The sequence below is a fragment of the Bacillus sp. 2175 genome (assembly GCF_057812155.1).
In genome coordinates this window covers 2,888,666-2,902,587 of the sequence record NZ_CM173819.1, presented here as the reverse complement: position 1 = coordinate 2,902,587, position 13,922 = coordinate 2,888,666, and the positions used below count along the sequence as shown (strand labels likewise).

At 32.5% G+C, this 13,922-nt stretch carries 10 protein-coding genes and 1 pseudogene; 10 read left to right on the top strand and 1 reads right to left on the bottom strand.

From position 1 onward, the window contains the following. The first annotated feature begins 311 nt into the window (after nucleotides 1-311). The 7 genes and pseudogenes from ltrA to ACXKY9_RS15090 all read left to right on the top strand — a co-directional run bounded on the left by ltrA (nucleotide 312) and on the right by ACXKY9_RS15090 (nucleotide 9,331). Nucleotides 312-2,117: a group II intron reverse transcriptase/maturase gene (gene ltrA, locus ACXKY9_RS15120; protein ID WP_000108316.1), complete on the top strand. Its 1,806-nt coding sequence runs from the start codon at nucleotides 312-314 to the stop codon at nucleotides 2,115-2,117. A gap of 100 nt (nucleotides 2,118-2,217) precedes the next feature. Next, nucleotides 2,218-2,976 (top strand): annotated as a pseudogene (locus ACXKY9_RS15115) (sensor histidine kinase); the annotation flags it as partial. 451 nt (nucleotides 2,977-3,427) lie between these two features. Next, nucleotides 3,428-5,056, top strand: coding sequence for a ribosomal protection-like ABC-F family protein (abc-f, locus tag ACXKY9_RS15110; RefSeq protein WP_002101032.1), 1,629 nt, complete (start codon nucleotides 3,428-3,430; stop codon nucleotides 5,054-5,056). 20 nt (nucleotides 5,057-5,076) lie between these two features. Then, the gene (locus tag ACXKY9_RS15105) at nucleotides 5,077-5,661 is read left to right on the top strand and encodes a GNAT family N-acetyltransferase (protein WP_000503527.1); all 585 of its coding nucleotides are present in this window, start codon (nucleotides 5,077-5,079) and stop codon (nucleotides 5,659-5,661) included. A 256-nt stretch (nucleotides 5,662-5,917) separates the two neighbouring features. Continuing rightward, a complete protein-coding gene (locus tag ACXKY9_RS15100; RefSeq protein WP_000404276.1) occupies nucleotides 5,918-6,688 on the top strand; it encodes an ABC transporter ATP-binding protein in 771 nt (256 codons plus the stop codon). Continuing rightward, nucleotides 6,663-8,594: an ABC transporter permease gene (locus tag ACXKY9_RS15095; RefSeq protein WP_000144153.1), complete on the top strand. Its 1,932-nt coding sequence runs from the start codon at nucleotides 6,663-6,665 to the stop codon at nucleotides 8,592-8,594. Before ACXKY9_RS15100 ends, ACXKY9_RS15095 begins: the two co-directional genes overlap by 26 nt. Before the next feature lie 50 nt (nucleotides 8,595-8,644). Beyond that, complete coding sequence (locus tag ACXKY9_RS15090; RefSeq protein ID WP_000975419.1) at nucleotides 8,645-9,331, top strand: lipoprotein BA_5634 family protein; 687 nt, start codon at nucleotides 8,645-8,647, stop codon at nucleotides 9,329-9,331. 76 nt (nucleotides 9,332-9,407) lie between these two features. Here ACXKY9_RS15090 and ACXKY9_RS15085 read toward each other — a convergent pair whose 3' ends face one another. Further along, the gene (locus tag ACXKY9_RS15085; protein ID WP_001165522.1) at nucleotides 9,408-9,749 is read right to left on the bottom strand and encodes a DUF3914 domain-containing protein; all 342 of its coding nucleotides are present in this window, start codon (nucleotides 9,747-9,749) and stop codon (nucleotides 9,408-9,410) included. 280 nt (nucleotides 9,750-10,029) lie between these two features. Here ACXKY9_RS15085 and ACXKY9_RS15080 point away from each other — a divergent pair, with 280 nt between their 5' ends. From ACXKY9_RS15080 to pdxR, 3 genes are all read left to right on the top strand, one after another. Next, nucleotides 10,030-11,271: an esterase/lipase family protein gene (locus tag ACXKY9_RS15080; RefSeq protein ID WP_000517064.1), complete on the top strand. Its 1,242-nt coding sequence runs from the start codon at nucleotides 10,030-10,032 to the stop codon at nucleotides 11,269-11,271. Nucleotides 11,272-11,358: 87 nt separating this feature from the next. Next, nucleotides 11,359-12,384 (top strand): homoserine dehydrogenase, encoded by a 1,026-nt coding sequence (locus tag ACXKY9_RS15075; protein ID WP_000701762.1) that lies wholly within the window; start codon nucleotides 11,359-11,361, stop codon nucleotides 12,382-12,384. Between the two features lie 89 nt (nucleotides 12,385-12,473). Beyond that, a complete protein-coding gene (gene pdxR, locus ACXKY9_RS15070) occupies nucleotides 12,474-13,922 on the top strand; it encodes a MocR-like pyridoxine biosynthesis transcription factor PdxR (RefSeq protein WP_000471614.1) in 1,449 nt (482 codons plus the stop codon).

Sequence of the window (13,922 nt, the reverse complement as noted above, 5' to 3'; positions counted from 1 at the left end):
ATAAGCAACGATGAGCTTATAAACTCTACAGGCTTATAGCAAACACCTACGGTTATCATGAATAGCTAGATATATTGGAACGTGGGAAGCAAAAAACTGCTAAATGAAAACAGCTACTACTGGGCAGGTGGATATAAGGTAATTAGCCGAAATTCCTTTATTTTTGTGAAGGTAGGGGCACAGTACCGTTGAAGCGTCTAATGAACGTGGAGGGATGGCCCCAAGTCTAGTTTGTTTTATGTTTAATTTTAAGAAAATGAAGCTCAATGGTCAGGTAGGAATGTGGGCAAAAACCTAGGAGGTTTCCACAGTTGAGCACAACAATGAGATATTGGGAATATTACAATATGCAAGAAACATTTGATAGGTTATATGAAGAAAGTCAAGGAAATAAATCATTCCATGGTCTATATGAATTGATTACTTCGGAGAACAATATTCTTTTAGCATACCGAACAATAAAATCTAACAAGGGGTCCAAAACCGCTGGCACGGATTTGTTCACGATAGATAATTATAAACCAATGTATAAAAAGGAATTCTTATCATTGGTTTGTAAACAACTAGAGATATACAAACCAAAAGCAGTAAAGAGAGTTTTTATTCCTAAGTCCAATGGAGATAAAAGACCTTTAGGAATTCCAACAATGTTTGATCGGTTAATTCAACAAATGATTAGGCAAATTTTGGAGCCGATTTGCGAGGCGAAATTTTACGAACATAGTTATGGATTTCGTCCGATGAGAGGAACAAAACATGCCATTTCTAGAGTAATGTTTTTGATAAGCAGAAATACTTTTCATTACGCGGTAGATATAGATATAAAAGGATTCTTTGACAATGTTAATCACACATTACTTCTAAAACAATTGTGGAATATGGGTATTAAAGATAAGCGAGTGTTAAAACTTATCTATTTAATTCTAAAAGCACCAATTAAGGGATTTGGAATTCCAAAAAAGGGAACACCACAAGGTGGAATACTCTCGCCATTACTATCCAATATAGTTTTAAATGATTTAGACCAATGGATAGCAAGCCAATGGCACTATTTTGAAACATCATATCCATATACAAATAATGCAAATCAAAAGCGAGCAATGAAAGGTACCAAATTGAAACAAGGATTTATTGTTCGTTATGCAGATGATTTTAAAATTATGGCAAAGGATTTCCGAACGGCACAAAAATGGTTTTTCGCGACAAAAATGTATCTCAAGGAACGATTAAAGTTGGACATTTCACCAGAAAAATCCAGAATAATCAACCTTAGAAAAAACAAATCTGAGTTCTTAGGATATTTATTATATGTAGTACCCAAAAGAAACAAATGGGTTTGTAACTCTAGGATATCAAATAAGAAAAAGAAGCAAATCAAACTTGAGATCAAAAAGCGAATAAAAGCTATTCAGTTGTCATCAACTCGGAAAAATGTGCAATTATATAATGCCTATGTACTTGGACTGCGTAACTATTTTAGGTATGTTACACATGTAAATATTGAAATGAAACAGCTTGCATTTAACCTATCATTAGTAATATTCAATCGATTAAAAAGTGTCGGGAAATATGAAGTTCCAATCAATGCACCTCCGGTGTTTACAAAATTCTTTAAAAATAATTATCGAACATTTAAAGTATGTGGTATTTACTTATTTCCACTAGCGGATATACAAACAGCAACTATATGGAATTACACGCAAACCCAAACACCTTACAATCAAAAAGGCCGAAAGATTGCCAAACATATTGAGTTAAATAAATTGGTATTAGGCGAAATTAAGAAACTACTAACTGCAAATATCCCTAATGAAAGTATAGAGTACTTGGATAATCGAATGGCAAGGTATTCTATGTTGAATGGAAAATGTGAGATACTTAAAGAATTTTTACCAGCAAGTGAGCTACATTGCCACCACTATATTCCGAAGGGATTAGGCGGAACAGATGAGTATGAAAATCTTAGAATCATTCATAAAGAAATTCATAGATTAATTCACATGACAAATAAACAAACGATTGAATCCTACTTTCAAAAACACTCGTTGACTGTGGAACAAGTTAAACGAATAAACCAATATCGAAGAGCTTGTAATTTAGAAAAAATTAAACAATAAACAAATTAGATGGAGCGCCGTATGAGGTGAAAGTCTCACGTACGGTGTGGAGTGGGGGAAAAGGTAGAGATAACTTCAAATCCTTACCTATCACTAACATGAATCTGTTCAAAAATCTGATTTTGCAGCTGTATCGGCTGCTCTTCAAGAACTACTTGAGGTGCAATATCGACATTATCAAAATCAGCTGCAAATGCAAGAGAGAAAAAATAATGACCATTTAACCTTTATGAATCAGTGGATTCATCAAATGAAAACACCTTTATCTGTAATAGAATTAATTACACAGGATGAAGTAGATTCACGTTTTGAAAGTATAAATGAGGAAACTGATCGATTAAAAAAGGGATTAGAAATGGCTCTGTATGTCGCACGTTTAGAAGCATTTACACAAGATTTTTATGTAGAAAGAGTACAACTACATAAAATAGTGAATGATTCGGTACATGAGCATAAACGGTTCTTTATCCGGAATTTTGTATATCCAGAGCTTGAAATTGATAAGGACATTACTGTAGAAAGTGATGCGAAATGGTTACAATTTTTAATTGGGCAAATACTATCGAATGCGATTAAATATTCATCAGGTAGTAGAGAAAAGATTAAAGTGAAAGCTTGTAAGGAAGGTAATACCGTTATACTTGAAATTGCTGATAATGGCGTAGGTATACCGAAGCAAGATTTACCAAGAGTCTTCAAACCTTTCTTTACAGGAGAAAACGGTAGAGATTTTAAAGAATCAACAGGAATGGGGCTATATCTCGTATATGAAATTACGAAGCAATTAGGACATAGTGTAGCAATCCATTCAGAAGTTGATAAAGGTACGGTAGTACGAGTAATGTTTTTTAATGTGTAAAAAGTGATCAAGGCTAAAGAACGTTGGAGATAAGTTTTTTAGCCTTGTTTTGTATTTTTTAAAAAGTTTTCATATGAATAAATGATACAAATTAGTAAAAATTAAAGATATGAGCACATGAAATTGTAAAAATAAACTTGAAGAAAAATAATTGCTTTTGAAGTACAAATAATAATATTTACGCATACAGTATTATCATGGTACAATATGGTTATTAATGACAGAAAGGAATGATGGGTGGACGATGATTAACTAATCTTATTTTTAAATGTTGAAATTCAATAAATTTCAATTTCTAAAAAATAGGATTAGTCTGCCCAATTTCCATAGAACGGTATTGCTATTTATGTTATGTAATAGCTTATTTGGGTGTAAATATTTTAACGACTAATCCTGCCAAATTTATTTGGGAGGATTTTTTTATTCTCCCTTAATGAAAGGGATCGGTATTATGAAAGAACTATTAACATTAAATGATGTTTATGTTGAAATAAAAGAAAATATGTTGTTAGAGAAAATGAATGTGACAGTAAAACAAGGGGATGTTATCGGATTAATTGGTAAAAACGGTGCTGGTAAATCAACGTTACTTCAATTAATAAATGGAAAGATTGAGCCTTCAAAAGGGATTGTTGAATGGCAGCAAATGAATATGACAACCGCATATGTTGAGCAAGAAATAGAATCTTTTATTAGTAATGATGTAATTGCAAAAGAAGCAGAACTTCTTGCGAAATGGGGCGTGCCAACGAACGATTTTCATACTTTAAGTGGTGGTGAAAAGCTGAAAATTCGATTAGCAAAAGGATTTGCTGAAAATCCTAATGTCTTAATATTAGACGAACCGACAAATCATTTAGATGAGATCAGTACGGGATTTCTCATTAAACAAATAAAAAACATGAAAGGTACAGTTATCGTTGTATCGCATGATCGATATTTTTTAGATGTTGTCGCAACAAAAATATGGTCAATTGAGGACAAAAAATTAATTGAGCATAGTGGTAATTATACGAGCTACATGAAAGCACGTGAGCAAAAAAGAAAGTCGCAGCAGCGTGAATATGAAAAACAACAAAAAAAGATAGAACAAGTAGAAACACATATAAAAGAATTGAGTTCATGGTCACAAAAGGCACACGCGCAGTCTACAAAACAAGAAGGTGTGAAAGAATTCTATCGTGTAAAAGCGAAGCGAATGGATGCACAAGTGAAGTCAAAACGAAAACGACTTGAAAAAGAGCTGGAGAAAACGAAAGTAGAACGTGTGAAAGAAGAGTATTCAGTTGAGTTTTCTATTCAAGCGAACAAAAAAGTAGGAAAACGCTTTTTAGAAGTAAAGCAATTAAAAAAAGACTTTCATGGGAAAGTATTATTTGAAAACGTTAATTTTACAATTCAGCACGGTGAGAAAGTTGCGATTGTTGGACCAAACGGTAGTGGGAAAACAACATTACTGAAGATGATTATGGGAACGGAAACTGCTGAAGGAGAAATATGGATTTCACCTTCAGCAAACATCGGCTATTTAACACAAGAAGTTTTTGATTTACCGCTTGATAAAACACCAGAAAATTTATTTTTTAAAGAGACGTTTGAAGAAAGAGGAAAAGTCCAAAATTTAATGAAACATTTAGGATTCCAAGCGTCTCAATGGAAAGAGCCGATTGAGCATATGAGTATGGGAGAAAGAGTAAAGTGTAAGCTAATGGCTTATATTTTAGATGAAAAAGATGTACTCATTTTAGACGAACCGACGAATCACTTGGATCTACCTTCACGTGAACAACTTGAAAATACATTAGCTGAGTATAACGGAACATTAGTAATTGTATCTCACGATCGATATTTTCTGGAGAAAACAACTAACACAAAACTCGTGTTTTCAAACAATACGATACAAAAGCAGCTAGAAGAACCTACTAAAACAAGAGATGATATTGAAGAGCTACGTTTAACGTTAGAAACAGAGAGACAAGAAGTATTAGGAAAATTAAGCTTTTTAACTTCTAAAGACAAAGAATATAAAGCACTGGATGAACGGTTTATGGAACTTACGAAGCAGATTAAGGAGCTATAACGTAAATAAGGGGGATTAACATGGGAGAAGAGAGATTCACTAAGTTATTTAAAATAGATTGTGGAGATATATACTTGCAAGAGTTTACGGTCAAAGATGCAGAGAGTATTTATAAAATAGCAAATCAACCGGAAATAGCAAAATTTTTACCAGACTGGAAATCAACGAAAGAACAAAGGGTGGATTGGATTGCAGATTATGAAATACCAGCAAACAAAGCATTTCTTGATGCAGTGAAAACTACGAATAACATAGATAATCATATGTTAAAGCTAGGAATATTTAAGAAAGCTACAAATGAACTCATTGGATGGTGCTGCACAGGTATGAAAGAAGAACTCCCTTCACCAAACAGAGAGATAATGTATGCTATCTCAAATGAATATCAAAATCATGGCTATGCTACAAAAGCGACTAAAGGTTTAATTGACTATTTGTTTAAAGAAACAAATTTAAATGTCCTTAACGCAATTGCTTTAATTAACAATGTAGCATCAAATAAAGTTATTGAAAAATGCGGGTTTATTTATAAGAGCCAACAGAGGATAGAAAATCAAATATATAATCATTATATATTGAGAAAATCTGAGTGGATAAAAATATAACGTTTGGTAGTAAAAGACCGATAGCAATCGGTCTTTTCTCATTTATATAATAAAGATTTATTATACATTATATTTCCTACTACTATACAATTATTATAAGATAGTTATGCGTTAATTTTAGTTTGAAATAATTATGTTGTCATTTTTTTTAGAAATCTTACAAGCGTGTAAGGTAAATGAAAGATGAATCAATATGAGCTGTAAGACAATTCATTTACACTTTATAGTGAGCAGTGGAAATGAAGGGAGAATATACATGGAAATTTTACATGCAAAAAGTATTAGTAAAGTATATAAAGGGAAAGTACCTTATAAAGCATTAGTAGATATTGATTTATCAATTCAAGAAGGTGAATTTGTAGGAATTATGGGTCCATCAGGTAGCGGAAAAACAACGTTATTGAATATGGTATCTACTATTGATTCTCCATCATCGGGAGAAATATTTATTAATGGCACAAATCCTTTTCAATTATCATCAGAAGAATTAGCGTTATTCCGCAGAAAACAATTAGGATTTGTTTTTCAATCATTTAATCTTCTTAGCACACTTACTGTAAAAGAAAACATCGTATTGCCGATGACTTTAGATGGTGTTTCCGTGCAAGAAATGAACAAGCGATTGGAAGAGATTGCAGAGAAGTTAAATATTACAGATATATTGAATAAAAGAACGTTTGAAATATCAGGGGGACAAGCTCAAAGAACAGCAATCGCTCGTGCAATTGTTCATAAGCCGCAATTATTACTTGCAGATGAACCAACAGGGAACTTGGACTCTAAATCTTCAAATGATGTAATGGAGATGCTGGATACTCTAAATAAAGAAGAAAAAGCAACGATGATGTTAGTTACACATGATCCGTATGCAGCGAGCTTTTGCAGCCGAGTAATCTTTATTAAAGATGGTCAACTATATAACGAAATTTATTGTGGTGAAAGTAGGCAAACTTTTTATCAAAAGATTATGGATGTCCTTTCTTTGTTAGGAGGGAAAAGGCATGACTTTTCGTCAGTTCGCATTTAATAATATTTTTCGCAATAAGCGTACATATGCTGCCCATTTTTTAAGTAGTGCATTTTCTATTATGATTTTCTTTACGTATGCTCTTTTATTATTTCATCCTGATTTACAAGGTGAGTTGAAATCGACAAGTGCAACAATAAGTGCATTTGGTACATTGGGATTTTCAGTTTCGCAAGGATTGATTTTTGTATTTTCATTTTTCTTCATTTTATATTCAGTTAGTTCGTTTTTAAAAACGCGTAAGAAAGAATTTGGCATTTTAATGATGCAAGGTATGTCAATGAGACAGCTTAAGAAATTATTATTAATTGAAAATATGTTGATTGGACTTGGTTCAATTTGTATAGGGATTTTCATTGGACTCATATTTTCTAAACTAGTCTTATTGATAAGTGCAAGTGTATTAATGATTAATAATGGTTTACCTTTTTATATACCAGTGCGGGCTGTATTATTAACTGTTATCACATTTCTTTTCTTGTTTTTAATTGTTTCATTATTTACATTTAAAATGATAAAAGTAACGGAACTTGTGGAACTTATTCGAGCAGAGGAAAAGCCAAAACCTGAACCGAAATCTTCAGTTTTATTATCGCTACTTTCTTTAATTAGTATAGGGTATGGATATTTTTCAGTATTTCGCTTCATACCAAGTACCAATTTTATTACGCTTGGAATAGGTGTGCTCCTAGTAATTATAGGAACGTACTTTTTATATACACAGTGTAGCGTGTATATATTGCGCCTTGCTAAAAGGAGAGAATCTTTCTTTTTAAAGAGAACAAATATATTAACATTTTCTGAATTAATTTACCGTATGAAAGATAATGCAACGATGTTTTTTATAGTATCTATTGTTTCAGCAGTTGCATTTACAGCAATTGGTACAACAGCCGCAATTGGAAATAGGGATTTAGTAAGGATGACAAATCCCTATACATTTTTGTATGGAAGTCTTGAAAATGACAAAGTATTGAATAAAAATCTTTCTATTATAAAAAAGCACCTTTCTGATGCTAATATTCCGTATCGAATGGCTTCATCTTCATATATATACACAGAAAATGGCGTAAATGTAATGAAGTTAAGTGAATACAACGATCTTGCTAAAGCACTAGGCTATCAACAAGAAAAAATTGAAAAAGAAGATGAAATTTTATTAATTCCTGGAGTCGTATCACAAAAACAAGAATTTAAAAATGGCGAGTATAAAAAGAATATAGAAGTCATTCAAGGTGACTGGACAAAGACATTTCATGTGAAAAAAGCTGTAGAAAATTTAGTTTTACCACACGATTCTAGAACTATTTATATCGCTGTTCAAGATCAGGTATATGATGGAATGCCTCTTACTAGTGACCCAGTTAATAAAGAAATTCCATATCGTACTTACGGATTTGTTGTAGATGATTGGATAAAAACGAAAGAGATTTCCAATCAATTAAAGAGTATATTCGATAAAGATCTTAGGGACAGAGATTTCTACTTTGAAGCTTTAACATTAAACTTGTTGGAAGCAAAGCAAAAGAATGGTTTATTACTTATGGTAAGTATTTTAGTCGGAATCGTCTTCTTTACATTCGCTGCTAGTTTTATTTATTTCCGATTATATACAGATTTGGATCGCGATCAGCAGCAATATAAAATGATTTCGAAAATGGGATTAAGTAAAGGTGAGTTAAAAAAAGTTGTAACGAGACAGTTATTATTAATGTTCTTTTTACCAATTGTCGTTGCAGTGATTCATACTGTAGTCGCTTATATAGCATTACAGCAATTAGTCGATTTTTCTATCATAAATAGCTCTATCGTTATTTTAATTTCATTTATATGTATACAAGTTTTATATTTCTTTATAACCCGTTGGCGTTATCTGCAAAAGCTTTATAAGGTTATGGAGCAATAGAATTTATTAGCTTGTAAGACTACAATAAAGTATGTAGAAAAATGAACTGTATGATGAAAGGAAACGAGATGAAAAGAACTTTAACTATTTTTATGTTAACGATACTATTATTAATAAGTTTTAGTGCATGTTCTAAAAAGGAAAATCCATTTCCTGCAAACGGTGTATTAATTATTGGAGATGAAAATAATATTTCACCAATTATTAATCGTTATCAGGAAATTACGGAAGAAAATGAAGTGTTTTCTGTGAAAAAAGGGGAAGTTGGAAATGGAAATGTCTTAATTTTAAATGAATCTACAGCACAAGCATTGATTAAAGAAAAACTTTTTCGAAAACAAGATAATGGCTCCAATTATATTATAGATACGTTACCGAAATTCCCCAAAGAAGGGGCGCTATTATTTACAAGTGAAGACAATAAGACTATGAAAAGTATTAAAATAGGAGAGGAAGAGATTCCTGTTACATACGATAGTGATGCTTGGATAGGTAACAATCGTAAATATTCAACGGAATGGTATATGATTGTAGCAAAAAATAGTGTTTATAAAGAAATAAAGGCAAATGAAATGAAAATGCATCTTCTTCATTTGAAAAAATCACTAGGTGACGAAAAACCTAAAATGTCGACAGATAATACATTGGTTAATGAAAATGTCAAAGTAAAAAAGTTAATTAAAGGTTTGGAAGGAGAAGTATCTTTTCACTTTGTAACGATTGGCGAAAAACCTTAAAAAAGAGTTCGAAGTTGATAAAAATTTCATCAGCTTCGAACTCTTTTTAGTTTATAGACAAATCAATTATTATGCTTTACATTACTTCATTTAATCGAGTCTCACTCGTTTCTTCAATCGCATTTGAATTTTGAACTGAATTATTTTGTGCTTCTTTTTCTTTACGAGCCTTTTGTAGCATTTCAAGTATAATCCATAAAGGAACACCTTTATCCTTTAACATCTTCCATAAATCTAATTCATTAAATTTATGCTCAGGCTGTTTCATTTCTTTTTCAGATGAACGAATATCAAACTTGATAGGATCATTTATTTTCTTACTTTCAAGTTTAGTAGAAGAGATAGTATTATGCTCAAGAGTAGATGAAGTTATTTTAGTAGGTTGAGATAATGTATGAATATTTGATCCGATTTGCATGCTTTTTCCTCCTTTTCAAGCAATGAGATTAGTTTTCTTATGGTTTTTAAATCTTTTTAACATGAGGCAACTATATCTAATTATAAATTCAAATAAACAGATTTACAAGTTGTATTGTAAAAAGTAAATATTTACTTGAATTAATATTTATCAACATTTGTATATGTTTTCTATATATACAACGTATATAAAATACTTTACATTATGTTTAAGTTGTTAAAGTATTCTGTTAATTTTTTTAAAAAAGAAAAATGTAAACGTTTTATTAGGGGGAGAAAGTATGGGGAAGTTATTTTTAAAAATATGTTTTTTCGCATTAGTGACCGTATGTTCATTCGCAGCGAAAATATCATACGCTGAAGAGAGGCAACAAAATAATTATCCAATCATATTGGTGAATGGATTTGCTGGATGGGGTAGAGAAGAAATGCTTGGCGTAAAATATTGGGGTGGTGTTCATGATATACAGGAAGATTTGAAACGCAATGGTTATACGGTACATACCGCAGCTGTTGGACCTGTTTCTAGTAACTGGGATCGTGCATGTGAATTGTATGCACAAATTAGCGGTGGGACAGTAGACTATGGTGCCGTACATGCTGAGAAACATGGACATAATCGTTTTGGCAGAACTTATAGTGGTTTTGCGCCGAATTGGAGTGAAACAAATAAAGTTCATTTAGTTGGACATAGCATGGGTGGACAAACGATTAGAACATTAGTACAGCTATTAAAAGAAGGTAGTTTTGAAGAAAAGAATTATGTGAAAAATCACCCAGACATCAAAATATCACCACTATTTGAAGGCGGAAAATCATATGTTCATAGTGTTACAACATTAGCAACCCCTCACAACGGTACAACACTTGCGGATGGTAGTCTTCTACTGCCGTTCGTTAAAGATTTACTCATTACAGCTGCAAGCTTTGGAGGAAACAATAATTTATCATTATATGATTTTAAATTGGATCAATGGGGTATAAAGAAAAATGCTGGAGAGTCCTTTTTCCAATATAGTAATCGTATTCTAAATAGTTCACTTTGGAAAAATACAAAAGATATAAGTCAATGGGATTTAAGTACAGATGGTGCAAAGGAGTTAAATAATTGGGTAAAGACGCAACCAGATGTGTATTATTTATCCTATAGTGGACATGCATCACAAGCAGCACCTATAACAGGTTTACATTTACCGCATATTACGATGAATAAATTGTTGATGGGGAATGCATTTTTCTTAGGTTCTTATGCGAGATATGAAGAAAACCGTCCGTTAGTTGATACTTCTTGGTGGCAAAATGATGGTGTAGTAAATACGAATTCTATGATTGCACCATCTTCTAATGTTGCTGTAAATAATAATGGGTCATTACAGATTGGAAAATGGAATCATATCGAAACGAAAGCGAATTGGGATCATCTCGATATGGTAGGATTAAGTGTTTCAGACTCATTAGGTTTTTCTAGCATTCAAGAGTTTTATAGAACAATTGCTGAAAAGCTATCACGTTTACCGAAATAGGTAATAATAAAGCGCTCTCGATGGAATTCGAGAGCGCTTTATATTATATTGAAAGAGGGATTTGGTAGAAAAATATGGGGGGATATTATGAAAATTCAAGTTGTATTATCAGGATACGGAACAGTAGGCAGAGAGTTTATAAAATTATTAAATGAAAAATATTCATATATATATGAAACATATGGGATTCAATTAGTTGTAAGTGGCGTATTAGGGAGAAATATTGCAATACATAATGAAGACGGCTTATCACTTCATCATTTATTGATGTATGGTGGCGGTACCGCTGCAATTGAAAAATATTTAGAGTATCATCCGAAGGAACGTGCAACAACTAGCATAAGTGGTACTGTATTGGTAGAATCAACAGTTACAAATCTTAAAGATGGAAATCCAGGGAAACAATATATGAAACAAGCGATTGAGAAACAGATGGATATAGTAGCAATTTCTAAAGGGGCGCTCGTTACAAACTGGAGAGAAATAAATGAAGCAGCAAGAGGCGCAAATGTACGAATTCGATATAGCGGTGCAACAGCCGCTGCATTACCGACCCTAGATATCGGACAATTTAGTTTAGCCGGTTGCAGTATTGAAAAAATAGAAGGAATATTAAATGGAACAACTAATTATATTCTTACGAAAATGTATGAGGAAGATATGACATTTGAAGAAGCATTGAAAGAAGCACAAGATAAAGGAATTGCTGAGACAAACCCTATATTAGATATAAGTGGTTCAGATAGTGCGTGTAAATTGTTACTTTTGACAAACAGCTTAATGGAAACAGAGAAAACACTTACTGATATACATATAAAAGGAATCGAGCACGTTACAAAACAGCAAATTAGAAATGCTAAGGAACAACATAAAATTATTAAATTAATAGCATCAACATATAAGGATGAGGGTGGCAATGTGAATTTAAATGTTGAACCGTGCGAAATAGAAAAAGATCATCCGTTAGCAAAAGTAAATGGGACCGAAAAAGGAATTACGTTCTTTACAGATACGATGGGACAAGTTACTACAATTGGTGGGGCTTCTAATCCACGAGGCGCTGCAGCTGCAGCTTTAAAAGATGTGATTAACTTATATCGAAAAGATTTGTAAGACCGTACCGCCCTTTATAAAAAATACATATGTCGTGGACCTTTTGAGAATGAAATAAATATGAAAAAATGATTGCAGGGGGTAAGGAATTGTTTAAGGATTTTAAAGTTGTTAAAGATCGTCCCGTTTATATTCAATTGAAAGATTATTTGAAGAAGATGATTATGAAAGGGCATTTGCTCGGGGATCAAAAAATCCCATCAACAAGGGAACTAAGTGAATTACTAAGTGTGAGTAGAAACACTGTACTCGCTGCTTATGCAGATTTAGAACAAGAAGGACTCATTTATGCAGTTAAAGGAAAAGGGAACTTTGTTGCGAAGGTGGATATATCTAACACTTCGTCTGTTGAAATAGATTGGAAAAATAAACTTAATACAGTGACCGCATTAGCGGATGAATTAGATTTAATGAAACATGGTGTTCGTTGGGAAAAGGGAATGATTGTCTTTAATAGTATAGCCCCGGATGAGAAGCTATTTGATGTTGAAAATTTCAAAAGAGCTTTTCTTACTCGTATGTCCATTGAAGGAGACATCGTATTGAACTACGGATATGCAAAGGGATATAGACCGTTAATGAATTATTTACTTCATTACATGGAAATGAAAGGTGTAGACATTTCGAATAAAGATATTCTAATTACAAATGGATTTACAGAAGGATTGGATATTGTACTCTCTTCTTTATCAAAAAAATCTGGTCGTGTCATTTGTGAGAATCCAACTCACCACGCTGCACTAAAGCTGTTCCGTTTACATGGACTTGAAGTTCATGGGATTGATATGAATGAGGATGGTATTGATACGAATAAAGTTGAAAAAAGCTTGCGTGAAAAAGATTTTGATTTTGCTTATTTAATTCCTTCTTATCATAATCCAACCGGTATTGTTACGAGTTCAGAGAAAAGAACGGAATTGATGAGGTTATTCTCAAAATACAACGTTCCTATTATAGAGGACGGATTTAATGAAGAATTACGTTATTCAGGTTCACATTTAGCTCCATTATTAACTTTTGCGGGAGCTGGCAATAATGTCATTTATATTAGTAGCTTTTCAAAGGTACTTTTCCCTGGTTTACGTGTAGGCTGGATTATTGCAGATAAAGAGCTGATTCATTATTTAGAAAGCGTAAAAAGAGCAAGAACGATTCACACATCTACGCTAGATCAAGCTGTTCTGTTTCAATATTTACATGAGGGATATTTTGAGAAATATTTAAAAAAGGCAAGATCTGTTTATAAGAAAAAATATGAGTTAGCTGTCGGGGCATGTAACCAGTACATTCATTTCAAAAGAATGACTGGAGATGGTGGACTTCATTTATTTATAGAACTAGAAGAGCATATGAATGCCCGCACACTTTTACAAAAGTGTTATGAGAAAGGCGTTACGTTTTCACCTGGAGATGTTTTTTACTCTGATGGAGAAGGAGCGAACACTTTCCGATTAGGGTTTTCGCGCTTGAAAGAAGAAGAAATAGTTCGGGGAATTAAAATAATTGGTGATACATTAAAAAATGAAATTTGGAGTTGA

Bases quoted from the DNA above. Each gene is read 5' to 3' on its own strand.
- ACXKY9_RS15085 (WP_001165522.1), bottom strand. From the start codon at position 9,749: ATGCAAATCGGATCAAATATTCATACATTATCTCAACCTACTAAAATA.
- ACXKY9_RS15075 (WP_000701762.1), top strand. From the start codon at position 11,359: ATGAAAATTCAAGTTGTATTATCAGGATACGGAACAGTAGGCAGAGAG.
- ACXKY9_RS15080 (WP_000517064.1), top strand. From the start codon at position 10,030: ATGGGGAAGTTATTTTTAAAAATATGTTTTTTCGCATTAGTGACCGTA.
- ACXKY9_RS15105 (WP_000503527.1), top strand. From the start codon at position 5,077: ATGGGAGAAGAGAGATTCACTAAGTTATTTAAAATAGATTGTGGAGAT.
- abc-f (WP_002101032.1), top strand. From the start codon at position 3,428: ATGAAAGAACTATTAACATTAAATGATGTTTATGTTGAAATAAAAGAA.
- ACXKY9_RS15100 (WP_000404276.1), top strand. From the start codon at position 5,918: ATGGAAATTTTACATGCAAAAAGTATTAGTAAAGTATATAAAGGGAAA.
- ACXKY9_RS15090 (WP_000975419.1), top strand. From the start codon at position 8,645: ATGATGAAAGGAAACGAGATGAAAAGAACTTTAACTATTTTTATGTTA.
- ACXKY9_RS15095 (WP_000144153.1), top strand. From the start codon at position 6,663: ATGACTTTTCGTCAGTTCGCATTTAATAATATTTTTCGCAATAAGCGT.